Below are 22,872 nucleotides of genomic sequence, written 5' to 3'. Positions count from 1 at the left end.
GACGTCGGGGCGTGCCTCAGCCGGTGGCGCGCCGCTCCACCGGCAGCGGCTCGGGATCGGGCGGGGCCATCAGCCAGCCGGTCAGAAGGCAGGCCAGCAGGGTGATCGCGGCCAGCGCGGCCAGCCCCGCCCGGGCCGAGGTGCGGAGGGGTACCTCCTGCGCCGGGGGTCGCACCGCGTCGGGGGAGACCACGCTCACTCCACCCCGAGGGAGAACGCTGCCTCCAGGTCGTGGCTGGAGTAGGCCCGGAAGGCGATGTGGGTCTCGGTGTCGAGGATCCCGGGCACCTTGTTGAGCCGGTCGGCCACCAGGGTGGCCACCTCCTCGTGGGAGCGGACGCGGAGCACCGCGATCAGGTCGATCGAGCCCGTCACCGAGTACACCTCGGTGATGCCCGGCAGCGAGGCGATCTCCTCGGCGACCTCGGGGATCCGGGCCACCTCGGCCTCGACGAAGACAATCGCGGTGATCATGGGCCGATCCTAGGGGTGGCGGGTCAGACGTCCAGGGGGAGCCGGTCGGAGGGGGCCACGGCGTGCAGCGGCCAGCTCCACTCACCATCCATCTCGATCAGCCGGACCCCCGGCTGCTCCATCCAGCTGGCCACCCGCTCCACCTCCTCGGTGCTGGCCGCCGGCGCAGCCGGGGTGGGCGGGCTGACCGTCTCCGCGGTGGCCACCGCGGCCCGGGCCACCACCTGGGGCACCTCCCCGGGTCGGGCCACCGCCGCGCCCGCGAGCCGGCCCCAGCGCAGCACGTGGATCTCCCAGCCCTCGTCGACCAGCCGGGCCGCGACCACCTGCCGGCACCGCACCAGGCTCTCCACCCGCTGCTGGCGCCGGACCGCCCGGGCCAGCACCCGCAGCCGGTCCCGCACCTGCCCGGCCTCCTCGTAGCGCTGCTGGCGGGCCAGCCGCAGCAGCCGCTGCCCGGTGACGTCGAGCACGGCCCGGACGTCGGTGGCCATGCTGGCCCGGACCCCGGCCACCACGCCCGCGTACTCCTCCCGGCTCACCGACCCGTCGCAGGGGGAGCAGCAGCGTCCCAGCTGGGCCAGCGCGCAGGCCGAGCCGTCCTGCGCCAGCCGGATCCGGGCGGTGCACTGCCGCAGCGGGTGGGTGTCCTGCAGGCAGAGCACCGCCTCGTCGGCGTCGGCGCGGCGGCGGAAGGGGCCGAGGTAGGTGGCCTCGTCGGGGAGCACCTGCCGCACCACCGACAGCCGGGGGAAGGGCTCCACCGTCACCTTCACCCAGAGCTGGCGCTCGGGGTGCTTGGAGCGCTTGTTGTAGCGGGGGCGGTGGGCGGCGATCAGACGCAGCTCGAGCACCTCCGCCTGCAGCGCGGTGCTGCACGGGATCGCCTCGACCCCGCTGGAGACCCGGATCATCTCCTCCATCCGGGGTCGCTTCTCCGAGGCGGTGAAGTAGCTGCGGACGCGGGTCCGCACCCGGCGGGAGGTGCCGACGTAGAGCACCTCGCGACCTGCGCGCAGCGGGCGCGGCGCCGAGCCCGAGGGCGTGGGGGTGTCGGTGTGGAAGAGGTAGACCCCGGGCCCCTCGGGCAGGTGCTGGGCCCAGACCCGCTTGGCCCGGCGCTGGGGGGACACCCGGCGGCCGAACTCGACCAGGTCCTCCAGGGTGTGCACCCCGAGGTTGCCGACCCGCTCCAGCAGGCCGTGCAGCACGTCCACGGTGGCCCGGGCGTCGCTCAGGGCCCGGTGGTTCGGGGTCGTGGTGCTGGCGAAGTGGGAGGCCAGGGTGGCGAGCCGGCAGTTCGGCACCTCGTCGCGCAGCAGGATCTGGCGGGCCAGCGCCACCGTGTCCAGCACCCGCGGGGCCGGCCAGGGGTAGCCCAGCTGCTCGCAGGCCCGACGCAGGAAGCCGACGTCGAAGCCGGCGTTGTGCGCCACCAGCACCCCGCCGCGGGCGAACTCCAGGAAGCTCGGCAGCACCTCGGCCAGCCGCGGGGCGGAGCCGACCATCTGGTTGGTGATGCCGGTGAGCACGGCCACCAGCGCCGGGATCGGCTCGGCCGGGCGGACCAGCGTCTGGAACTCCCCCTGCACCACCCCACCGCGCACCCGCACCGCGCCGAACTCGGTGATGGAGCTCTCGGCGGTGCTGCCGGTGGTCTCGAGGTCGACCACCACGAAGGTGACGTCGGGCAGCAGGGTGCCCAGCTCCTCGAAGGAGGGCTGGGTCGCGGGGACGGCGAGCGGCATGGAGGTGAGGCTAGGAAGTCCCCCTGACAGTTCCGGGGAGCCGGCGCCCCCGCACGGAAGTGTCAGTGCGGGTGGTCATCGTGGACGCCATGGACTCCTTGACCATCGACTGCGACACCTGTGCCGTCCGCGGACCCGCCTGCGACGGGTGCGTGATCACCGTGCTGATGGGGCGCCCGGAGACGGCGCCCGTGGTGCTCGACGACGCCGAGCGGCAGGCGCTGACGGCGCTGGCCGGCTCCGGTCTGCTGCCCCCGCTGCGGCTCGTCGCCCCGGTGTGTGACCCAGGTCACCTGGACACCGCCTGAGAACACTCAGCAACCATTTGGTATGTGGCCGTGCGTTGTCATACCGTGACCTGCGTACCCGGGGCTCCGACGAGCCGATCGTCACCCGGGTGCACGCTGAGTCCGGAGCCGCGCGGTGCAGACCGAGGCGGGACCGGAACCGGGGACCCAAACGTTCGTGGGGTGAATCGACCGAGAGGTCGTAGGGCAGTCCTTCCTGCCCGAACCCGTCAGCTCACCCGGTAGGCGTCGACGAGAAGGGGAACTGCGTGATCTCTCGCGCACGTGTGGTGGCTCGGGCCGCCGCTCTGACTGCTGCTTCGGCCCTGGTGCTCGGGTTCACCGTGGCCCCGGCCGACGCCGACCCGCTGGACGAGGCGCGCGAGCAGGTCGAGACCCTCGAGATGGAGGCGGCCGCCCTCGACCAGGACTACGCCGCCGCCCAGCAGCGGCTCGAGGACGCCGAGGAGCGTCTCGCCGCCAAGCAGGGCGAGCTCGAGGAGCAGCAGGACAAGGTCGAGGGCATGCGCGGGCAGATCAGCCGCATCGCGCTGGCCCAGTACCAGGGCCGCCACCTCGACCCCACCACCCGGCTGCTGATGTCCCCGGACTCCGACGGCTTCATGAGCCAGTTCGCGACCGTCGAGAAGGTGAACGACACCCAGAACGCGGCGCTGCAGACCTTCCAGACCGAGCAGGCCAACCTCGCCGACCTCCAGCGCTCGACCGAGGCCGAGGTGAGCGAGATCGCCGGCTCCGAGGCCAGCATGGCCCAGGCCCGCCAGGCCTCCGAGGAGCGGCTGGCCGAGGCCCAGGCCGTCCTGGAGCGTCTCACCGAGGAGGAGCGCCAGCGCATCGCCGAGCAGGAGCGCCGCGAGGCCGAGGCCGCCGCGCAGGCTGCCGAGGCCGCCGAGGAGGAGGCTGCCGAGGCCGCCGAGGAGGAGGCCGCCGAGGCCGCCGAGGCCGCGGACACCGAGGCCGCGGACACCGAGCAGACCGACGCCGCCGCCCCGGACGAGCCCGCCACCCGTCAGCAGGAGTCCGACGACTCCGACGACAGCGCCGCGGACTCCAGCTCCCCCACCACGGTCAGCAGCGGTTCCGGCCGGGCCGCCGACGCGGTGGCCTTCGCCAAGGCCCAGATCGGCAAGCCCTACGGCTACGGCTCCACCGGCCCGGGCGCCTACGACTGCTCCGGTCTGACCGGGGCGGCGTGGCGCAACGCCGGGGTGAGCCTGCCCCGCACCTCCCAGGCCCAGTTCGGAGCCGGCCAGGCGGTCTCCGTCTCCGACCTCCAGCCCGGTGACCTGGTCTTCTACTACGGCGGCATCTCCCACGTCGGCATGTACGTGGGGGGTGGCCAGATCGTGCACGCCTCCCGTCCGGGCAAGCCGATCGGGTACGCGCCGCTGAACTCGATGCCGGTGGCCGGTGCCCGCCGGGTCGGCTGACCCGCACCCCACCACGACTGCAGCCCCCTCCCGTGCGGAGGGGGCTGAGTCGTCCCCGGGCCCGCTCGCACGGGTCGTGCTGGCCCTCCTGGTGCTGACCGTGCTGGGCGGCTGCGGCGGGGTGCCCGCCACCGACGGCAGCACCGGTCCGGAGATCGACCCCGCCGCCGTGGAGCAGACCCTGCAGCGGTGGGGTGAGGCTGCGCTGGCCGGCGACCGGTCGGCCTTCGACGCCGAGGTCTCCACCCGCGACCCGGCCTTCGCCGCCACCGCGACCCGTCTCTTCGACGACCTCGGCCGGCTCGGCAGCCTGCGGTGGGAGCTGGGTCCCCGGCGCGGGCCCCTCCCGCCGACGCGCCGGGGCCTGCTCGGGCCTGACGCCGTGGTGGCGCCCGCCACCGTCTCCTGGACGCCCGAGGGTGCGGCCGACACGCTGCGCGCGGTGGTCTGGACCACCTGGGTGGTGGAGGACGGAGCCCCGCGGCTGGCCGGCACCGTGGACGGCCCGGACACCGCCGACGGGCCCACCCCGTCCTGGTGGGTCGAGGACGTCACGGTCCAGCAGGTGGGTGGCGCCACCGTGGTGACCGGTGCCTCGCCCGATCCCGACCTCTGGCGCGAGCGCGTCGAGCGGGCCCTGGCCGCGGTCGAGGCGGCCGGCCTGGACGCGGCCCGGCCGACGGGGCCGCCCCCGTCGGTGGTGGTGCAGGTGCCCTCGTCGCGCCGGCTGGCCGAGCGGGTGGCCGGGTCCGCGGCCCTGCTGGAGGGTGCCGCCGCGGTGACCCTGGTCGACGTCGGGGGAGCGCTGCCGGTGCTGGTCGACCCGGCCGCCGGTCTGAGCGAGGAGTCCTGGGTGTTCCTGCTGACCCACGAGCTCGTGCACGTGCGGACGGCGTCCCCGGGCAACGGCTCACCCCGCTGGCTGGTGGAGGGGCTGGCTGAGTCCGTGGCCCGGAAAGCCCAGCCGGAGCTGCTGGGCACCAGCCGCGAGCAGGCGGCCGCCGCTGCCGAGGTGGGCCCGCTGCCCACCGACGAGCAGCTGCGGGAGGAGCCGTACGCGGCGTACCTCTGCTCGTGGGTGGCCGTGGAGCTGCTGCGGCAGCGGCTCGGGCACGCGGGCGCGCTGGACGTCGTCGCGGCCACCGCCGACGGCCGGTCCGTGGCCGACGTGCTGGCCGCCGCGGACGTCCCGAGCGGGGAGCTGGAGCGCGAGGTCGCCGCGGCGCTGGAGGACCTGGCCGCCGGTCGTGAGGTGCCGGCACTGCGATGAGCACCACGACCCTGGTGGTCACCAACGACTACCCGCCCCGCATCGGCGGCATCGAGTCCTTCGTCGCCACCGCCTGCGAGCTCCTCGACCACGACGTCGCGGTGCTGACCTCGGCCCACCCCGAGCAGGCCGGGGTGCGGGTCCCGCACCCGGTGCACCGCCGGCCGGTCGGCACCCTGCTGCCCACCCCGGCGACCGCCCGCGCCGCGGTCGCGCTGCTGCGCTCCACCGGGGCCACGCGGGTGCTCTTCGGCGCCGCCGCGCCGCTGGGCCTGCTGGCGCCGGCCCTGCGTGCGGCCGGCGCGGAGCACCTGCTCGCGCTCAGCCACGGCCACGAGGTCTGGTGGTCCCGGGTCCCGGGCACCCGCTCGGCCCTGCGACGGGTCGGGGCCGCCGTGGACCACCTCGGCTACGTCTCCGAGGCCACCCGGGGACCGCTGGCCGCCGCCCTGGGGCCCGCTGCCGCCGCCCGGATGGTGCGGTTGCCGCCGCCGGTGCGCACCGACCTGTTCACCCCGGACCCGGTGCCGCGGACCGGGCCGCCGACCGTCCTCGCCGCCGCCCGGATGGTCCACCGCAAGGGCATCGACACGCTGCTGCGGGCCTGGCAGCAGGTGCTGCGGCGCTGGGAGGCCGACGAGGCCCCGCAGCTGCTGCTGGCCGGGGACGGGCCGCAGCGCGCCGGCTGGGAGGCGTGGGCCCGCCGGCACCTGGGCAGCGGGCCCGGGGCGCCGCGGTGGCTCGGCCCCGTTCCGCACGCCGGGGTCCCGGACCTGATGCGGGGCGCCGACGTCTTTGCGCTGCCCGTGCGCACCCGCTGGGCGGGGCTCAGTCCGGAAGGCCTGGGTCTGGTGCTCGCCGAGGCCGCCGCCACCGGTCTGCCGGTGCTGGTCGGTCGGTCCGGCGGGGCACCGGAGACCGTGCTGGACGGCCGCAGCGGGCACGTGCTCGACCCCGACCGCCCCGGGCCCTGGGCGGACCGGCTGCTCGAGCTGCTCACCGACCCGGACCGGCGCCGGCGGATGGGAGCCCTCGGGCGCGCCCACGTCGGACGCCGGTTCTCCACCGAACGCTGCCGGACGGTGCTGCGCGCCGGGCTCGGTCTGCCGTGAGCCGCCCGATGCCGCCGCTGGCCACGGTCGACGCCGAGGCCTTCCTCGCCGTGCCGCCCGCGCTGGCGGCGCCGCGGCTGGCCGACCCGGACCACCAGGCGCGCTGGGCCCGCGGGCTGGTGCTGCACCCCTACGAGGACCGGGGGACCGAGGGCGTCCGCGCCGTGGTCAGCGGACGTCTGGTGGGGCGGGTGGAGTGGTGGCTGGAGCCGGTGGCCGCACCGGCCGGGGTCCAGGTCCACTTCTGGCTCGCCGCCACCCCGACCGGCGACGGCGACCGGCGACCGGTGGCGCCGGGCCGCTGGCAGCGCCGCCAGCAGCGGCTGCTGCTGGAGGCGGTCCGGCGGCGCTGGCGCGCGGCCCTGTTCGCCCTGGCCGACGAGGTGGGCACGACGGGTCTAGGCTCGGCGCCGACCCCACCACAGGAGACCTGATGGCCAACCAGACCAGCGCCAGCATCGAGATCGAGGCCCCGCCCGAGCAGGTGATGGCCGTCGTGGCCGACGTGGCGGCCTACCCGGAGTGGGTCGACTCGCTGGCCGGGGCCGAGGTGCTCAGCACGGACCCGGAGGGACGTCCGGACCGGGTGCGGATGAGCCTGCGCCACCCGCTGCTCAGCGACACCTACGTGCTGGCCTACCAGTGGGGCGCCGACCAGGTGTCCTGGCACCTGGTCGAGGGGCAGAAGCTGACCGCCATGGACGGCTCCTACCGGCTGCGGCCCCGCGGGGCGGGGACCGAGGTGACCTACGCCCTCAGCGTCGACCTCGACCTGCCGGTGCTGGGGATGCTGCGCCGCAAGGCCGAGAAGACGATCGTCGACGGTGCCCTCAAGGGCCTGCGGCGACGCGTCACGGGGTCCTGACCCGGTGCTCGCCATCGGGGTGGACATCGGCGGCACCAAGGTCGCGGCCGGGGTCGTCGACGAGCAGGGGACCGTGCTGGAGCGGGTCCAGCTGCCCACGCCCACGCACTCCCCGGGGGCGGTGGAGGACGCCGTCGTCGACGTGGTCGGACGGCTCCGCGCCCGCCACGTCGTCGGGGTGGTGGGGGTGGGTGCGGCCGGCTGGGTCGACACCGACCAGTCCGTGGTCCGCTTCTCACCGCACCTGGCCTGGCGCAACGAGCCGATCCGCGAGCGGCTGGGCCGTCGCCTGGACCTGCCGCTGCTGGTGGACAACGACGCCAACGCCGCCGCCTGGGCGGAGTACCGCTTCGGCGCCGGCCGCGACTCCTCGGTGATGGTCTGCATCACCCTCGGCACGGGCATCGGCGGCGCGGTGGTGATCAACGGGGCCATGTTCCGCGGCCGCTACGGGATGGCGGGGGAGTTCGGGCACATGACGGTGGTCCCGGGCGGGCACGTCTGCCCCTGCGGGAACCGCGGCTGCTGGGAGCAGTACTCCTCCGGCAACGCGCTGGAGCGGGACGCCCGCCAGCTGGCCGAGGCCCGCTCCCCGCAGGCGCACGCGCTGCTGGAGGCGGTCGGCTCGGCGGACCGGATCACCGGGCCCGACGTGAGCGCGGCCGCCCTGGCCGGCGACCCCATGTGCGTGGAGCTGATCAGCGACGTCGGGCACTGGCTCGGACTCGGCCTGGCCAACCTCGCCGCCGCCCTCGACCCCGAGCTCTTCGTGGTGGGCGGCGGGGTCAGCGAGGTGGGCACCCTGCTCACCGAGCCCGCCCAGCGCGCCTTCGACCGCACCTTGACCGGACGCGGCTTCCGCCCACCGGCGCGGCTGGCCCTGGCCGAGCTCGGCAACTCGGCGGGCCTGATCGGGGCCGCGGACCTGGCCCGGCAGTCCATCGACCAGCCGCCGGTGCGCGCCGGCGGGTTCTGGCCGCGCCGCCGGTGGCGTCCCCGCCGCACGCGCCGCCAGCTGCGCGCCGAGCGCCTCGCCGGCTGACACCGGCCACGGGCCCGACGACCGACCGCGGGGATCCGGCGTGAGCGGGGCGCCCTGGGTCGTGGTCCGGGTTTGGGGTAGGAAGGAGCTCGACGTCCACCGTGGAGGAGAGCACGCCATGAAGATCACCTACGACACCGTCGCCGACGCCATCAGCTGCCCGGACCTGACCCCGGAGCAGACGCAGAAGCTGCAGAGCCAGCTGTCGAGCGCGCTGTACCGCAACGAGCCGGTGCAGACGGTCGTGCGGGACCTGCTGGCCACCATCGAGGCCGCGAAGTCCGGCAGGTAGCACCAGCCGCGGGCGCCCTGATCAGAGGCGGGCGCCGCCGCCGGGCTCGTCGTCGCCCTGGCGCCGCAGCCGGGTCATCAGCAGCACGAACCCGACCACGAAGGCCATCACCGCCCCGTATCCCACGACGGCGGGGAAACGGGCACCGACCAGCACCAGCAGCAGCACCACCACGGTGCTGGCCACCAGGAGCGCCCCGACCACCGACACCCCGGACAGCTCGCGCCAGCGGATCGGTGCGATCTCGGGCCGGTCGAAGTGACCGGGGTCCGCGTCCTGCTCCTCGGCGACGGGCTCCTCGACGTGGCGGAACAGCGGGTGGTCCTCGGCCCACGCCGAGCGCGGCGGCGGGGCCGACGGTGAGGACGGGCTCGGTGCCGGGTCGTGCGGGGGGTCCTCGGCGGTCTCGGGGTGCCAGTCGGCGGTCATCTCGGCGAAGACCCGGTCGAAGTCGGCCGGCTGGCGCGCGTCGGGGTCGGGGCGCTCCATCAGCCGGCCTGCTCGTCCAGCCCGGCCCGGTGCTGGGCCAGGAACTCCGCGGTCCGCCGGAAGATCTCGGGTGCGTCGTTGTCCAGGGTGGCCACGTGGTAGCTGTGTTGCAGCACCACCTGGACCACGTCGTCGGAGGAGACCCCGGCGGCGATGATCCGGGCCGAGCTCGGGTCGACCACGTGGTCGGTCGCGGAGCGGAAGAGCAGCAGCGGCTGCCGCACCCGGTGCAGCTCGGAGCGGACGTCGTGCCAGAGCGCGATCATCGACACCAGCGCCCGCAACGGCGTCCGGGCGTAGCCGTGCTCGACGACGTCGACCTTCTTGATGTCGTTGCCGATCCCGCCCATCGAGGGCACCACCCGCCGCAGCACCGGCAGCGCCAGCAGCCGTCGGTCGGTGCTGTGCACGGCAGGGTTCACCAGCACCACCCCCGCCACGTCGTCGCCGTAGCGCTCGGCGATCCGCAGCGCCAGCGCCCCGCCCATGCTCAGCCCCACCACGAAGACCTGGCGGCAGCTGCGGCGCAGCACGTTGAACTCCTGCTCCACCGTGGCGTACCAGTCCATCCAGGTGGTCTCGTTCAGCTCGCGCCAGTGGGTGCCGTGGCCGGGCAGCCGGGGGAGGGCGACCGTCCGCCCGGCGCGGGCCAGCTCCTCGGCGAAGGGGCGCATCGACCACGGCGACCCGGTGAAGCCGTGGCACAGCAGCACGCCGACGTCGTCGCCGTCGGCGTGGAAGGGCACCGCCTCGGGCGCCACCTGGTGCTGACCGGGGACCTCGCGTCCCCGCCGCTTCCCGTCTCGCACACCGCGATGCTAGTTCGTGCTCCGCGCCCGCGCCGACCGGGGAGCCGGGGCACTAGGATCGCGGGCGACCAGGGAGGTTTTGCGTGAACGCCTACTCGATCTTCAGAGGGCTGCTGTTCCGGCCGTTGATCCGGCTGCTGTGGCGGCCCTGGATGGAGGGCGTGGAGAACGTCCCCACCTCGGGGCCGGTGATCCTGGTCAGCAACCACGTGTCCTGGGGCGACACCCTCTTCACCCCGGCGATGTTGCCGCGCCAGATGACCTTCCCGGCCAAGGGCGAGCTGTTCGAGACCGAGGGCAAGGGCCCGCTGGCCAAGCTGGTGGCGTGGTTCCTGCGCACGGTGGGGATGCACCCGATGGACCGCTCCGGCGGTCGCGGCAGCGTGGACAGCCTCGCCCTGGTCAACGACTCCCTGGACCGGGAGCAGCTGGTGCTGGGCATCTACCCCGAGGGCACCCGCTCCCCGGACGGGCGTCTGTACAAGGGCAAGACCGGCGTGGCCCGCCTGGTCCTGGCCGGGCACGCCGCCGTGCTGCCGGTCGGCGTGGTGAGCTCCGAGATCCACCGCGGTCCGCTGGGGATCCCGATGATGCACCGTCCCGGTCTGCGGATCGGCCGCCCGCTGGACTTCGAGGAGTACCGCGGTCAGCCGCCGAACCGCGAGGTGCTGCGCTGGGTGACCGACGAGATCATGGCCGCCATCCAGGAGCTCACCGGGCAGCAGTACGTCGACGTCTACGCCGCCAGCGTGAAGACGCAGGCGCTGGAGCCGGGGGCGCTGGACGACAGGGTGCTGGCCCGGCCCGGGCTCGGCACCACCAAGCCCCCGGTGCCGGTCCTCGCGGCTCCCGAGCCCGTCCCGGCCGGTCCGGTGGACGGGGTGGGCAGCTCCGGTGCCTGAGCACGGCGCGGGGGTCAGCCGTCTCGGTGACGGCGGCGGCCGCGGCCTCTACACCCTGATCCGGGCCGTGCTCGGCCCGGCGGTCAACCGCGTCTTCCGGCCCGTGGTGGAGGGGGAGCACAACATCCCCCGGCACGGTCCGGCCCTGCTGGCGGCCAACCACCTCTCCTTCGCGGACTGGCTGTTCATGCCCATCGCCACCGAGCGCCGGATCACCTTCGTGGCCAAGTCCGACTACTTCACCGGCGGCGGGGTCAAGGGGTGGGCGCAGCGGCGCTTCTTCGTCGGCACCGGGCAGGTGCCGGTCGACCGCTCCGGCGGGGCCGCCTCGCAGAGCGCCCTCGAGGCGGGGCTGCGGGTGCTGGCCCGTGGGGAGCTGTTCGGCATCTTCCCCGAGGGCACCCGCTCCCCGGACGGTCGCCTCTACAAGGGCCGCACCGGGGTGGCTCGGCTGGCGCTGACCGCGCGGGTCCCGGTGGTGCCGACGGCCGTCATCGGCACCGACGTGATCGCCCCGCCGGGGCGGATCGTCAGCCGGATCGTCTCGCCCATCATCCGCTTCGGCACCCCGCTGGACTTCTCCCGCTACGAGGGGATGGAGGACGACCGCTTCGTCCTCCGCTCGGTCACCGACGAGGTGATGTACGCGATCATGGAGCTCAGCGGGCAGGAGTACGTCGACCGCTACGCCGCCCGCAGGACGCTGCCCGGCACCGGCCCGCTCCCCGGTGGGGAGCCGGGCGCCCCACCGGGGGGCACGGGGTGATCGAGGTCCCGGAGATCTTCCGCGGCTACGCGGTGGTCCGCATCGGTGCGGTGCTGTTCGTGCTGGTCATCGACGCGTCCCGGCTGAGCAACGCGGCCCACCCCGGCTGGCTCGTGGTCGTGATGGCGGTGGTGGCGGCGTGGACGGCCGTGGCGCTGTGGTGCTACGCCGTCCCCAGCCGCCGTCGCACCTGGGTGCTGGTCGCCGACCTCGCCGTCACCCTCGCCCTGGTCCTCGTCGGCCCCTGGGTCCTGGGCCCGGCCCACCTGGACAGCAGCCTCTCCGTGGTGGCGCTGTGGATCGCCAGCGCACCGATGGCGCTCACCCTGTGGCGCCACTGGCTGCCCGGTCTGCTCTCGGCGGTGCTGGTCTCCCTGGTCGACGTGCTGGCGATGCAGATCGACGACGTCCGCAACTGGGGCGGCAAGATCGGTTTCGTGCTGCTGACCGCGGGCGTCGGCTACCTGGTCACCGCCCTGCGCCGCTCGGCCCGCGAGCGCGACGCCGTCACCGCCACCGCGGCCGCCATGTCGGAGCGGGCCCGGCTGGCGCGGGTGGTGCACGACGGGGTGCTGCAGGTGCTCGCCCTGGTGGAGCGGGACGCCCCCGCGTTCGGCCCCCGCGGCCTGCGGATGGCCACCGCGGCCCGCAGCCAGGAGGTCGAGCTGCGCCGGCTGCTGCAGGAGACCGACCTGTCCGCCGAGGACGTCCTGGACACCACCCGCGCCGACCTGGCCGCGATGCTGGACCGCCACTCCTCCGCCTCGGTGACCATCTCCACCCCCGCCGAGCGGGTGCTGGTGGACGCCGGCGTGGCCGCCGAGGTGGACCAGGCCGTGACCGAGGCCCTCACCAACGTGGCCCGCCACGCCGGGCCGGGTGCGCAGGCGTGGGTGCTGCTGGAGCGCGAGGACCACGAGGTGGTGGTCAGCATCCGCGACAACGGCATCGGGGGCACCACCGCCCAGCTGGACGAGGCCTTCCAGCGCGGCCGCTTCGGGGTCCGGCACTCCATCCGGGGTCGGGTCAGCGACCTCGGCGGGGTGGCCACGGTGCGCACCGCCCCCGGTCGCGGCACCGAGTGGGAGCTCCGGATCCCGAGGAGGGACAGCGATGACTGAGCCGACCACCATGCCGCGCCGGGTGATGCTCGTCGACGACCACCCGATGTGGATCGAGGCGCTGGGTGCGGACCTGACCGAGGACGGCTTCGAGATCGTCGCCACCGCCGGCTCCGGTGCGGAGGCGCTGCGCCGGGCCCGGGCCGCCCGCCCGGAGGTCATCGTGATGGACCTGCAGATCCCCGAGCCCGACGGCGCGACCTGCACCGAGCTGCTGCTCAAGGAGTTCCCCGGGCTGCACGTGCTGGTCATCTCGGCCAGCGGCGAGCGCGAGGACGTGCTGCGGGCGGTGAAGGCCGGGGCCCGCGGCTACCTGCTCAAGTCCGCCTCTCCCGACGACCTGCTCGACGGCGTCCGGCGCACCGCCCTGGGGGACGCGGTGTTCACCCCGGGTCTGGCCGGGATGGTGCTGGGGGAGTTCCGGCGGATGGTCAGCCGGGCCGAGGAGCACAACGACCAGGGCCCGGTGCTGACCACCCGCGAGGTGGAGGTGCTCCGGCTGGTGGCCAAGGGGCTGGCCTACCGCGAGATCGCCGAGAGCCTGTTCGTCTCCCACCGCACCGTGCAGAACCACGTCCAGAACGTGCTCCGCAAGCTCCAGCTGCACAACCGGGTGGAGCTGGCCCTGTACGCGATCGAGCGCGGGATCCACGAGGACGCCTGAGCTCGGGTCCAGCCCGTGGCCGTGGTCGGGGGAGGTCGGCCGCGGCCGTACCCTGTCGGACGTGTCTGAGCGGATCCCGACGTTGGCAGAGCTGCACGCCCTGAAGCCGGCCCAGCAGCCGACCTACCCGGATCCGGCCGCGGTGGAGGCGGTGGTGCGCGAGCTGCGGGTGCGCCCGCCGCTGGTCTTCGCCGGCGAGTGCGACGACCTGCGCGCCCACCTGGCCCAGGTCGCGGCCGGTGAGGCCTTCGTGCTGCAGGGCGGTGACTGCGCCGAGACCTTCGACGGCGTCACCGCCGCGAACATCCAGGGGAAGCTCCGCACCCTGCTCAGCATGGCCGTGGTGATGACCTACGCCGCCCAGGTCCCGATCGTGAAGATCGGCCGGATCGCCGGGCAGTACGCCAAGCCGCGCTCCAAGGACACCGAGACCCGCGGTGACGTCACCCTGCCTGCCTTCCGCGGGGACGCGGTGAACGGGTTCGACTTCACCCCCGAGTCCCGGATCCCCGACCCCCGTCGGCTGCTGGACGTCTACAACGCCTCCGCCGCCACCCTCAACCTCTCCCGGGCGCTGCTCGGCGGCGGGTTCGCCCACCTCCGCAGCGCGCACACCTGGAACTCCGACTTCGTCCGCACCGCCGGCGTGAACGAGCGCTACGAGCACCTGGTGGACGAGATCGAGCGGGCGCTGGCCTTCATGGTGGCCTGCGGCATCGACGACGACGTCTTCGGCCGGGTGGAGTTCTTCGCCTCCCACGAGGCCCTGCTGCTGGAGTACGAGCAGGCGCTGACCCGGATCGACTCCCGCACCGGGCGGCCCTACGGCGTCTCCGGTCACATGCTGTGGATCGGGGAGCGGACCCGCCAGCTCGACGGCGCGCACGTCGAGCTGCTGCGCAGCGTGCGCAACCCGATCGGGGTGAAGCTCGGCCCGACCACGACCGGTGAGCAGGCGCTGGCCCTGGCCGACGCCCTGGACCCCGAGCGCGAGCCCGGCCGGCTGACCTTCATCACCCGCTTCGGCGCCGGGAAGATCCGCGAGGGACTGCCGCCGGTGATCGAGGCCGTCGAAGCCTCCGGGCGCAAGGTCAGCTGGATCTGCGACCCGATGCACGGCAACACCTTCGAGGCGGCGAACGGCTACAAGACCCGCGCCTTCTCCGACGTGGTGGAGGAGGTCGACGGCTTCTTCGACGTCCACGACCGCCTCGGCACCTGGCCCGGCGGTCTGCACGTCGAGCTGACCGGCGACGACGTCACCGAGTGCGTCGGCGGCGCGGAGCTGCTGGGCGAGGCCGACCTGGGCACCCGCTACGAGACCGCCTGCGACCCGCGGCTGAACCGCAACCAGTCCCTGGAGCTGGCCTTCAAGGTCTCCGAGCGGCTGACCGACGGCCGGATCCGGCGGGTCAACCCGGTGCAGGACTACACCCCGATCAACTTCTGACCGCTGGTCGGCCCGGCACCGTGCGCTCTAGAGGGTCGTGACGGTGAGCAGACCTTCCAGACCGGCGAGGTCGTCACCGTTGCGGGTGTACAGGTCGAGACCGTGGGCGTGGGCGGTGGCGGCGATCAGCAGGTCGGCGAAGCGGCCACGCGGCCGTCGGCCGACGCCGAGCACCGCCGCGACGACGAGCCCGTACGACGACGTCCACGCGGCCGCCGCCGGGGTGGCCCCTGCCTAGACTGGCCGGGACGACGTCCACCTCTCCGAGGAGCTCCGTGCCCGACCAGCCCGACCGCACCGACCTGCGCAGCGACACCCTGACCCGGCCCACCGAGGCGATGCGGCAGGCGATGCTGGCCGCCCCCGTGGGGGACGACGTCTACGACGAGGACCCCACCGTCCACGAGCTGGAGCGACGCACCGCCGCGCTGCTCGGTCACGAGGCTGCTCTCTACTGCGCCACCGGGTCGCTGTCGAACCTGCTCGGGGTGCGGGCGCTGGTGGAGCCGGGGCAGGAGGTCCTCTGCGACGTCGAGGCCCACGTGGCCCGGGCCGAGATGGGGGCCCACGCCGCGGTGCACGGGCTGACCATGCGCACCTGGCCCAGCGAGCGGGGCATCTCCAGCCTGGAGCGGATCGAGGCGCTGCTGTCACCCGACGCCGGCCCGTACCTGGTCAGCACCGGCGCCATCGCGCTGGAGAACACCCACAACTTCGGCGGCGGGACCGTGCAGCCGCTGGACCACCTGCGCGAGGTCACCGACCGGGCCGCCGAGCTCGGCATCGGCCGCCACCTGGACGGCGCCCGGCTGTGGAACGCCGCCGTGGCCACCGGCGTCCCGCTGGAGACCTACGGCCGGCTCTTCGACACCGTCAGCGTCTGCTTCTCCAAGGGCATGGGGGCACCGGTCGGCTCGGTCCTGGTCGGCTCGGCCGACGTGGTCGCCCGGGCCCGGGTGTGGCGCAAGCGCCTCGGCGGCGGCTGGCGGCAGGCCGGGATCCTGGCCGCGGCGTGCCTGCACGCCCTGGACCACCACCTCCCCTCGCTGGCCGCCGACCACGAGGCCGCCCGCGCGCTGGCCGAGGAGGTCGCCGACCGCGCTCCCGCCGCGCTGGACCCGGGCCGGGTCGAGACCAACATCGTGGCCGTCTCCAGCGGCACCGTCCCGGCCCGCGAGGTGGTGGCGGCCGCGCTGGAGCGGGGGGTCGTGCTGTCCGCCGTCGGACCCCGGACCGTCCGCGCGGTGACCCACCGCGACGTCACCCTCGAGCAGTGCCGCTCGGCCGGGGTCGTCCTCGGCGAGGTGCTCAGCCGAGCCGCTCGCGCAGCCTGAGGGCGTCGAAGGGGGCGTGGCCCTTGGCGTCGTTGTCGAAGTACACCCACGCCTCCGCACCGGCCTCGGACTCCCAGCGTCGGATCCGCTCGGCCCACCGGTCCAGCGCCTGGTCGGAGTACCCGCTGGCGTAGAGCTCGGTGTCGCCGTGCAGCCGGACGTAGACCAGGTCGGTGGTGGTGTCCTCGAACACCGGCCAGCGTCCCGCGCTGTCCGAGACCACCACCGCCACCCGGTACCGGCGGGCGAGGTCCAGGAAGGCCGGGTCGCGGAAGGTCTCCGAGCGGGGCTCCAGGGCGTGCCGCACCGGCTGGCCGGGGTCCTCGGCGGTGGTCCAGACCCGGTCCCCGCTGATCCGCCCGTCGTGGCCGGCGGCCAGCGCCGCGGCCTCGCCGTGGTCGCGGGGGAGCCGCTGCAGGAAGTGCTCGAGGACGTCGGGCTCGAAGGGGACCGTGGCCGGCAGCTGCCACAGCACCGGACCCAGGGTCGGGCCCAGCCGCAGCACCCCGGAGGCCAGGAAGTTGGCCAGCGGGGCCTCGACGTCGCGGAGCCGCTTGAGGTGGGTGATGAACCGGCCGCCCTTGACCGCGAAGCGGAAGCCGTCGGGCACCTGCTCCCGCCAGGCCGCGAAGCTGCTCGGCCGCTGCAGCGAGTAGAAGGTGCCGTTGACCTCGACGCTGCTGAGGCGCTCGGCGGCGTGGGTCAGCTCGAGCCGCTGGGGCAGCCCCGTCGGGTAGAAGGAGCCGCGCCAGCCGGCGTAGCGCCACCCGGAGATCCCGATCCTCGTCACGGACACCTCCCTACCCCGTACCCGCCCCCGGCCACCGGCCGGAGGCATAGGTTGGGACGCATGCAGATCACCCACCTCGGACACTCCGCCGTGCTGGTCGAGGTCGAGGGCACCCGGCTGCTCATCGACCCGGGCGCCTTCTCCACCGGCTGGCACGGGCTGACCGACCTGGACGCGGTGCTGTTCACGCACCTGCACCCCGACCACGTGGACGCGGCCCGGGTCCCCGCCCTGCTGACGGCCAACCCCGGCGCCCGGGTGCTGACCGAGCCGGGGGTCCCGGCGGCGGTCGACCTGGGGGTGGAGGAGTCCCGCGTCACCCCGCTGCCGGCGGGCAGCACCCACGCGGTCGGCGCGATCGGGATCGAGGCCGTGGGCGGGGAGCACGCGGTGATCCACCGCGACATCCCGATGATCGGCAACGTCGGCCTGCTGCTCCGGGCGGAGGGGCAGCCGACGCTGTTCCACCCCGGTGACTCCCTGGCTGCCGTCCCGTCGGGGGTGGACGTGCTGGCCGTCCCCACCCACGCCCCGTGGGCGGCGATGAAGGAGCACGTCGACTTCATGCGGGCCGTCGCCGCCCCGCAGGCCTTCCCGATCCACGACGGGCTGCTGAACCAGGTCGGTCGCGGGATGCTGCTGGGCCGCTACGCCGAGATGACCCCCTCGGAGGTGCTCGACCTGGCCGACGGGCAGCCGCGGACGTTCTGAGCCGCGGGCTCAGCCCAGCTCGGGCCGGGTGAACGCCGGCTCGACGGGCAGCCCGAGGTCCTTCCAGACCCAGCCCGGGACGCGGGCGAGGAAGCCGGTCACCGACTCCAGGGCCCGACCCAGCCAGACCGTGTCGTGGTCGGAGCTGATCCGCAGCACCTGTCCCTCGATGGTGAACGCCGGCGGACGGCGGGCCATCAGGTACTCGATCTGCCGTGGGTGGATCACGTCGTGGGCGAAGCGGGGGGCCGTGCTGCGGACCTCGAGGCTGTCGTTGAACGCCTCGGACTCGAAGTGGATCTTCTCACCCGGACGGAACCAGCCCCCGCCGCCGACCGACAGCAGCGGGCACACCGCCGGCAGCGCGACCTCGCACAGGTCCTCGGAGTGGTGGTCGGTCACGGTGCGGGTGGTGGTGCGACCCTCGCTGTCGGTGCTGGTGACCGTGCGCTGGGTCTTCCAGTGGTGGCGCAGGGCGATGAACGCCAGCCCGTCCCGACCGCCGGTGAGCACGTGCTCGGCCCGGTGCCCGAAGCCGTTGGTGGTGTGGCGGACCAGCCGGAGCATGTCGTCGCGGTCGCCGTGGTAGACCCAGTCCGGGTGGCCGTGGAAGCGGAAGCGCGCCTCCGGCTCCGGGGTCCGGAAACCCTCCAGGGCCGGCGTGCCCAACGAGGCCGCCACCGCCGCGAGCGCCTCGAGCACGGCGGCCAGCTCCTCGGCCTCCTTCGGGGCACCCAGGGCGACGAGGTCGTGCCCGTCGACGCTGAGGTCCACCGGCAGCACGCGGGCCAGCTCCTCCAGCGGTCCGGCCATCACGGACAGGGCCGCGTCGGCGAAGGCGTGGTCCTCGGTCAGCACGCTCCAGCGGGGGTGGGGGTGCGGTGCGGCGGCGATGACGTCGCGCCGCGGGGACGTCTGCCCGGCCACGTACAGCCCGGGCAGCGGCCGGGTCAGCCGGAGCACGGCGACCCGGTCGGAGAATGAGCCGGCGTGGTACTCCAGCACCTGGAACGGGGTGCGGGCCGGGCCGGCCTCACCGACCACCTGGTCGTCGACCTCGCGGGTGAACCCCTGCCCGAAGGGTGGGCGCACCAGCGTGATGACGGAGTCCAACCGGGGCGAGTCCACGAAGCGCCAGCCACGGTCCGTGAGGCTCTGGATCCACTTGTGCCGCCGGACGGCCAGCACGATCGCCACCGCGATCGCGACCACGACGAGCCCGATGACGATCCAGACGAGCACCTGCGAGGTGTTCACGAGCCTCCTCCTGCTCCGGTGCCGCCCCGGGGCTCGAGCGGCTCGGGGAGGACCTCCCCAGGGTGCCCGGCCGGGAGGTCAGGCGGTCCTCGGCGACGGCGCAGCACGGGCCCCAGCTCCACCAGGTACATCGCGGCCAGGATGGACAGCCCGCCCACGGACAGCCGCCAGGTGAAGGACTCACCCCCCAGCGCGACGGCGAAGAGGGCCCCGAAGACGGGCTCCATGCTCATCACCACCGCGGCCCGGGTGGCCGGCACCTGGGACTGCGCCCAGGTCTGCAGCAGCATGGCGAGCGCGCCGGCGACGACGGCCAGGTAGAGCAGGTTGGCCCAGTCCGCACCGCCGGCGGGGAGCTGCACCCCGTCGACCAGCGCGGGCGGGGCGCAGACCAGGGCCACCACCGCCACCTGGACGGTGGTCAGGGTGAGTGCGTCGGGGCCGGTGCTCCACCGTCCGAGCGCGACGATGTGCAGGGCGTAGAGGGCGGCGCTGGCCAGGGTGAGCGAGGCGCCGAGGGAGACGGTGAACCCCTGCAGCGAGAGCACCCCGAGCCCGGCGGTGGCCAGCAGCACCGCCAGCACGGTCAGCCCGTCCACCCGCTGGCGGAGCAGCAGCCACCCCAGCAGCGGGGTCATCACGACGTAGAGCCCGGTGACGAAGCCGGAGATGGACGCCGAGGTGTGGGCGAGTCCGAAGGTCTGCAGCAGCTGCGCCGCCCCGTAGACCAGACCGAGGGCGCCACCGCGCAGGAGCAGGGTCCGGGTCAGCCTCAGCCGGCCCCGCAGCGCCAGCACCAGCACCACCGCCGCCAGGGCGAAGCGCAGGGCCAGCATGTCGGTCACCGGGACGCGGGTGGTCAGGTCCTTGATCAGGAAGAAGGTGGAGCCCCAGATCGCCGCCATCAGCAGCAGCGACGCCATGGCGAGCTGCGGGAGGCGAGGCTGGGGCACCGGGACAGCGTAGGGCGTCGGGCCCCCCGTCGGCGGACGCGCTCAGACCAGGTACAGGGTGATGGTCGAGCCCTCGGGGGCCTCGGTGGCCAGCCCCGGGTCGGCGTCGGCGACGTAGCCCAGCCCGAGGTGGTTGTCCTCCACCGGGGCGGTCCGCACCTCGAAGCCCGCGTCCTCCAGCGTGCGGGTGGCGGCCGCCACCCCCATCTTGCGGACGTTGGGCACGGTGACCATCCGCGGGCCGAGGGAGACGGTCAGGGTGACGGTGTCACCGCGGTAGCGGGTCCCGGTCGCCGGGGACTGCTCGACGACCTCGCCCTCGGGCACGGTCCGGGAGTGCTCCTGCTGCTGCTCCACCCGCAGCCCGGCCTCCTCCAGCGCCGTGGCGGCGCGGGACGCCGGGCGCCCGGTGTGGTCGCCCAGCTGGACCGGCTGACGGCCCCGGGAGACGGTGAGGTCGACCGCGGTCCCGCGCCGGACCTCCCGCCCGGCCCGCACGCCCGCCTCGGTCACCACACCGGCGGGGACCTCCTCGTGCCACACCTCGGTCACCTCACCGACGGCCAGCGTGGCCTCGGTCAGCGCCAGCCGGGCGTCCTCGCGGGTGCTGCCCACCACCGGCGGCACCCCGTGGCGCTCCGGGCCGCGGGAGAGCACGGCCTGGACCTGGCTGCCCTGCAGCACCCGGGCACCGGGGTCGGGGGAGGTGGTGATCACCGCACCGGGCGGGACGGTCTCGCTCCAGTCCTCGCGGAAGGCCACCGCCAGGTCCTCCTGGCCCACCAGCTCCTGGACGTCGTCGCGGGACATCCCGGTCACCGGGGGCACCGCCGTCCAACGACCCGAGGCCATCCACCAGCTGCCCCAGGCCACGCCGAGGGCCAGCAGCAGCACCAGCAGCAGGATCACGATCCCGCGGCGACGTCGGGCCCGGGTGCGGGCGTCGAACTGCTCCTGCAGCGGGCGGGAGACCTCGTCCAGGGGCGCTGCGGCGCGTCGTCGTCGGCCCCGCGGACGCGCGGGGGTGGCGGGGGCGGGCGGAGCCACCGGCACGATCTCGGACTCGCTGACCGTGGTCCGCAACCGGCGTGAGGGCGACGGCGCCTCGACCGGCTCGCCCAGCCCGTGCGGGACCGGGTCCGCGGGCTCCGGCGGCGGCAGCAGGTGCGGGGACTGCGGCGAGCTGGGGGTGCGGAGCGTCGGCACCGGGGGCACCGAGGAGTCGGTGAACGAGGACGGGTCGGCCATCCGGGCGGTGAGATCGGGGTCGTCCATCACCCCCGCGACCAGGGCGTCGCGGCTCTGGCGCAGCATCGCCTGCAGCACCCGGGCGTCGCGGGGACGCCGGTCGGGGTCGCGGGCGCAGGCGGTGCGGACCAGCACGTCGAGGTAGGGCGGGATGGCGTCGCGGGAGATCCGCCAGGAGGACGAGGTCACCGACGAGGGGGCGGGCACGTCCTTGTTGACGTGCGCGAAGACCACCTCGTAGGGGGAGTCGCCGGTGTGGGGCTTGCGCCCGGTCAGCATCTCGAACAGCACGATGCCGAAGCTGTAGACGTCGGCGCGGGTGTCGGCGCTGCCGTGCACCACCAGCTCCGGCGGCACGTAGGAGACGGTGCCGATCAGCACCCCGGCGGTGGCGGTGTTGGTCTGGGCGCTGATGGCCTTGGCCAGCCCGAAGTCGGCGACCTTGACCTGCCCCCGGTCCGAGATCAGCACGTTCTCGGGCTTGACGTCGCGGTGCACCAGGTGGTGGGCGTGGGCCTCGGCCAGCGCGGAGAGCACGGGGTCCAGCAGGTCCAGGGTGCGCAGCGGGGTCAGCGGGGCGTCGCGGGAGATCACCGAGCGCAGCGTGGTGCCGGCCACGAACTCCATCACGATGTAGGGACGCCCGGTCCCCGAGCCGTCCAGCTGCTCGTGGCCCTGGTCGAAGACCGAGACCACGTTGGGGTGGGAGAGCCGGGCCGCGGCGCGCGCCTCGCGGTCGAACTTGCGGATGAAGTCGGCGTCCTCGCCCATGCCCTCGTGCATCACCTTGACCGCGACGATGCGCTGCAGCCGGGTGTCGAGGGCGCGGTAGACGGTGGCCATGCCGCCGCGGGCGGCACGTTCGAGGATCTGGTAGCGACCGTCCAGGACGTGACCCACCAGGGGGTCGCGCATGCTGGTCATGGTCACGTCAGCTCCGTACACGGTCGGGGAAGAAAGGCCGTGTCAGCCCTGGCAGCGAGCATAGGTGCCACTACCACAGAACCCTGACAGAACGCGCCGGGTCCGAGCTGCCACTCTCGGCCGCCTCTCCGGCGGCCCACCGGGGCCCGTGACCGGCTCAGTCGATCCGTCCGGCCATGGCCGAGGAGGCCTCGGCGTAGCGGCGCACCGGGATCCGGCCGGCGCCCGCAGCCAGCCGTCCGGCCACCACCGCGTGCCGCATCGCGGTGGCCATGGCCACCGGGTCGTGGCAGCGGGTGACCGCCGAGGCCAGCAGCACGGCGTCGCAGCCGAGCTCCATGGCCAGCGCGGCCTCCGAGGCGGTGCCGATACCGGCGTCGAGCACCACCGGCACCCCGGCCCGCTCGACGATCATCTCGATGTTGTGCGGGTTGCGGATGCCCAGCCCGGAGCCGATCGGGGCGCCCAGCGGCATCACCGCGGCGCAGCCGACGTCCTCCAGCCGGCGGGCCAGCACCGGGTCGTCGTTGGTGTAGGGCAGCACGGTGAACCCGTCGGCCACCAGCCGCTCGGCGGCGTCCAGGGTCTCCACCGGGTCCGGCAGCAGGGTCACCTCGTCGGCGATCACCTCCAGCTTCACCCAGTCCGTGCCCAGGGCCTCGCGGCCGAGCTGGGCGGTGAGCACGGCCTCGGCGCTGGTGAAGCAGCCGGCGGTGTTGGGGAGCACGGCGATCCCCAGCCGGTCCAGCACCTGCAGCACGGTGCCCTGGGCCGAGGGGTCCACGCGGCGGAGCGCGACGGTGGTCAGCTCGGTGCCGGACGCGGTCAGGGCGCTCTCCAGGACCGACATGCTGGGGGCACCTCCGGTCCCCATGATCAGCCGGGAGCCGAAGGTGCGGCCGGCGACGACCAG

The 22,872-nt window shown here is 74.5% G+C and carries 26 protein-coding genes, 1 pseudogene and 1 riboswitch; of the genes and pseudogenes, 15 read left to right on the top strand and 12 right to left on the bottom strand.

Features of this window, described 5'->3' with window-relative positions; genetic code table 11:
* Nucleotides 1-16: 16 nt before the first annotated feature.
* From BLT52_RS20980 to BLT52_RS18390, 3 genes are read right to left on the bottom strand one after another with little or no spacing between them, the layout of a single operon-like run.
* Nucleotides 17-193, bottom strand: coding sequence for a hypothetical protein (locus BLT52_RS20980; RefSeq protein WP_157677207.1), 177 nt, complete (start codon nt 191-193; stop codon nt 17-19).
* Nucleotides 194-195: 2 nt separating this feature from the next.
* On the bottom strand, nt 196-474 hold the full coding sequence (locus tag BLT52_RS18395) for an Lrp/AsnC family transcriptional regulator (protein ID WP_090595546.1): 279 nt from the start codon (nt 472-474) through the stop codon (nt 196-198).
* A 23-nt stretch (nt 475-497) separates the two neighbouring features.
* Entirely contained in the window at nt 498-2,222 is a 1,725-nt protein-coding gene (locus BLT52_RS18390; protein WP_090595545.1) for a DEDD exonuclease domain-containing protein, read from the bottom strand.
* 89 nt (nt 2,223-2,311) lie between these two features.
* On the opposite strand from BLT52_RS18390, the gene BLT52_RS18385 reads away from it, so the two are divergent.
* The 8 genes from BLT52_RS18385 (at nt 2,312) to BLT52_RS20975 (ending at nt 8,541) form a co-directional block, all read left to right on the top strand.
* Nucleotides 2,312-2,530 (top strand): hypothetical protein, encoded by a 219-nt coding sequence (locus BLT52_RS18385; protein ID WP_090597082.1) that lies wholly within the window; start codon nt 2,312-2,314, stop codon nt 2,528-2,530.
* 110 nt (nt 2,531-2,640) lie between these two features.
* Nucleotides 2,641-2,773: riboswitch (cyclic di-AMP (ydaO/yuaA leader) on the top strand.
* A 5-nt stretch (nt 2,774-2,778) separates the two neighbouring features.
* Nucleotides 2,779-3,960: a C40 family peptidase gene (locus BLT52_RS18380; RefSeq protein ID WP_157677206.1), complete on the top strand. Its 1,182-nt coding sequence runs from the start codon at nt 2,779-2,781 to the stop codon at nt 3,958-3,960.
* A 76-nt stretch (nt 3,961-4,036) separates the two neighbouring features.
* Complete coding sequence (locus BLT52_RS18375; protein ID WP_090595542.1) at nt 4,037-5,230, top strand: hypothetical protein; 1,194 nt, start codon at nt 4,037-4,039, stop codon at nt 5,228-5,230.
* On the top strand, nt 5,227-6,342 hold the full coding sequence (locus BLT52_RS18370) for a glycosyltransferase family 4 protein (RefSeq protein ID WP_090595540.1): 1,116 nt from the start codon (nt 5,227-5,229) through the stop codon (nt 6,340-6,342). Before BLT52_RS18375 ends, BLT52_RS18370 begins: the two co-directional genes overlap by 4 nt.
* The gene (locus tag BLT52_RS18365; protein WP_090595539.1) at nt 6,339-6,776 is read left to right on the top strand and encodes a hypothetical protein; all 438 of its coding nucleotides are present in this window, start codon (nt 6,339-6,341) and stop codon (nt 6,774-6,776) included. Before BLT52_RS18370 ends, BLT52_RS18365 begins: the two co-directional genes overlap by 4 nt.
* Nucleotides 6,776-7,207 (top strand): SRPBCC family protein, encoded by a 432-nt coding sequence (locus BLT52_RS18360; protein WP_090595537.1) that lies wholly within the window; start codon nt 6,776-6,778, stop codon nt 7,205-7,207. The genes BLT52_RS18365 and BLT52_RS18360 overlap by 1 nt, the downstream gene beginning before the upstream one ends.
* A gap of 4 nt (nt 7,208-7,211) precedes the next feature.
* Nucleotides 7,212-8,249 (top strand): ROK family glucokinase, encoded by a 1,038-nt coding sequence (locus BLT52_RS18355; protein ID WP_090595536.1) that lies wholly within the window; start codon nt 7,212-7,214, stop codon nt 8,247-8,249.
* A 118-nt stretch (nt 8,250-8,367) separates the two neighbouring features.
* Nucleotides 8,368-8,541 carry a hypothetical protein gene (locus BLT52_RS20975; RefSeq protein ID WP_157677205.1) on the top strand — a complete coding sequence of 58 codons (174 nt, stop codon included), beginning with the start codon at nt 8,368-8,370 and terminating at the stop codon, nt 8,539-8,541.
* Between the two features lie 21 nt (nt 8,542-8,562).
* On the opposite strand, the gene BLT52_RS18350 is transcribed toward BLT52_RS20975, so the two are convergent.
* Together BLT52_RS18350 and BLT52_RS18345 are read right to left on the bottom strand one after the other, a co-directional pair.
* Nucleotides 8,563-9,030: a hypothetical protein gene (locus BLT52_RS18350; RefSeq protein ID WP_090595534.1), complete on the bottom strand. Its 468-nt coding sequence runs from the start codon at nt 9,028-9,030 to the stop codon at nt 8,563-8,565.
* Nucleotides 9,030-9,839: an alpha/beta hydrolase gene (locus BLT52_RS18345; protein WP_231946392.1), complete on the bottom strand. Its 810-nt coding sequence runs from the start codon at nt 9,837-9,839 to the stop codon at nt 9,030-9,032. The genes BLT52_RS18350 and BLT52_RS18345 overlap by 1 nt, the downstream gene beginning before the upstream one ends.
* 83 nt (nt 9,840-9,922) lie before the next feature.
* On the opposite strand from BLT52_RS18345, the gene BLT52_RS18340 reads away from it, so the two are divergent.
* The 5 genes from BLT52_RS18340 to BLT52_RS18320 are packed head-to-tail and all read left to right on the top strand — an operon-like array spanning nt 9,923 to nt 14,742.
* Entirely contained in the window at nt 9,923-10,741 is an 819-nt protein-coding gene (locus BLT52_RS18340) for a lysophospholipid acyltransferase family protein (RefSeq protein WP_231946391.1), read from the top strand.
* Nucleotides 10,734-11,507: a lysophospholipid acyltransferase family protein gene (locus BLT52_RS18335; RefSeq protein WP_090595533.1), complete on the top strand. Its 774-nt coding sequence runs from the start codon at nt 10,734-10,736 to the stop codon at nt 11,505-11,507. Before BLT52_RS18340 ends, BLT52_RS18335 begins: the two co-directional genes overlap by 8 nt.
* Nucleotides 11,504-12,628 (top strand): MacS family sensor histidine kinase, encoded by a 1,125-nt coding sequence (gene macS / locus BLT52_RS18330; protein ID WP_090595531.1) that lies wholly within the window; start codon nt 11,504-11,506, stop codon nt 12,626-12,628. The genes BLT52_RS18335 and macS overlap by 4 nt, the downstream gene beginning before the upstream one ends.
* Nucleotides 12,621-13,292, top strand: a complete 672-nt coding sequence (locus BLT52_RS18325) for a response regulator (RefSeq protein WP_090595530.1) — start codon at nt 12,621-12,623, stop codon at nt 13,290-13,292. The genes macS and BLT52_RS18325 overlap by 8 nt, the downstream gene beginning before the upstream one ends.
* Before the next feature lie 52 nt (nt 13,293-13,344).
* Entirely contained in the window at nt 13,345-14,742 is a 1,398-nt protein-coding gene (locus tag BLT52_RS18320) for a class II 3-deoxy-7-phosphoheptulonate synthase (protein WP_407922636.1), read from the top strand.
* A gap of 27 nt (nt 14,743-14,769) precedes the next feature.
* Here BLT52_RS18320 and BLT52_RS18315 read toward each other — a convergent pair whose 3' ends face one another.
* Nucleotides 14,770-14,916, bottom strand: coding sequence for a PIN domain-containing protein (locus tag BLT52_RS18315; RefSeq protein WP_090595527.1), 147 nt, complete (start codon nt 14,914-14,916; stop codon nt 14,770-14,772).
* Nucleotides 14,917-15,017: 101 nt separating this feature from the next.
* Between BLT52_RS18315 and BLT52_RS18310 the strand changes: the two genes are divergently transcribed.
* Complete coding sequence (locus BLT52_RS18310) at nt 15,018-16,076, top strand: threonine aldolase family protein (RefSeq protein WP_231946390.1); 1,059 nt, start codon at nt 15,018-15,020, stop codon at nt 16,074-16,076.
* Here the strand turns inward: BLT52_RS18310 and BLT52_RS18305 are convergent.
* Nucleotides 16,051-16,866 (bottom strand): DUF72 domain-containing protein, encoded by an 816-nt coding sequence (locus BLT52_RS18305; protein WP_231946389.1) that lies wholly within the window; start codon nt 16,864-16,866, stop codon nt 16,051-16,053. The genes BLT52_RS18310 and BLT52_RS18305 overlap by 26 nt on opposite strands.
* 60 nt (nt 16,867-16,926) lie before the next feature.
* Here BLT52_RS18305 and BLT52_RS18300 point away from each other — a divergent pair, with 60 nt between their 5' ends.
* Nucleotides 16,927-17,577 carry an MBL fold metallo-hydrolase gene (locus BLT52_RS18300; RefSeq protein ID WP_090595524.1) on the top strand — a complete coding sequence of 217 codons (651 nt, stop codon included), beginning with the start codon at nt 16,927-16,929 and terminating at the stop codon, nt 17,575-17,577.
* 9 nt (nt 17,578-17,586) lie between these two features.
* Here BLT52_RS18300 and BLT52_RS18295 read toward each other — a convergent pair whose 3' ends face one another.
* The 5 genes and pseudogenes from BLT52_RS18295 to BLT52_RS18280 all read right to left on the bottom strand — a co-directional run bounded on the left by BLT52_RS18295 (nt 17,587) and on the right by BLT52_RS18280 (nt 22,833).
* Nucleotides 17,587-18,834 (bottom strand): hypothetical protein, encoded by a 1,248-nt coding sequence (locus tag BLT52_RS18295; protein ID WP_090595522.1) that lies wholly within the window; start codon nt 18,832-18,834, stop codon nt 17,587-17,589.
* A complete protein-coding gene (locus BLT52_RS18290; protein WP_231946388.1) occupies nt 18,831-19,787 on the bottom strand; it encodes a DMT family transporter in 957 nt (318 codons plus the stop codon). The genes BLT52_RS18295 and BLT52_RS18290 overlap by 4 nt, the downstream gene beginning before the upstream one ends.
* Before the next feature lie 42 nt (nt 19,788-19,829).
* Nucleotides 19,830-20,021 carry a PASTA domain-containing protein gene (locus tag BLT52_RS21860; protein WP_407922635.1) on the bottom strand — a complete coding sequence of 64 codons (192 nt, stop codon included), beginning with the start codon at nt 20,019-20,021 and terminating at the stop codon, nt 19,830-19,832.
* A gap of 24 nt (nt 20,022-20,045) precedes the next feature.
* Nucleotides 20,046-21,959: pseudogene (pknB, locus tag BLT52_RS18285) on the bottom strand (Stk1 family PASTA domain-containing Ser/Thr kinase); the annotation flags it as partial.
* 157 nt (nt 21,960-22,116) lie between these two features.
* Nucleotides 22,117-22,833 (bottom strand): thiazole synthase, encoded by a 717-nt coding sequence (locus tag BLT52_RS18280; protein ID WP_231946667.1) that lies wholly within the window; start codon nt 22,831-22,833, stop codon nt 22,117-22,119.
* Between the last annotated feature and the right edge of the window lie 39 nt (nt 22,834-22,872).

This window comes from Auraticoccus monumenti (assembly GCF_900101785.1).
GTDB lineage: Bacteria > Actinomycetota > Actinomycetes > Propionibacteriales > Propionibacteriaceae > Auraticoccus > Auraticoccus monumenti.
The sequence above is the reverse complement of the archived record's forward strand: the minus strand, read 5'-3'. Positions and strand labels throughout refer to the sequence as shown.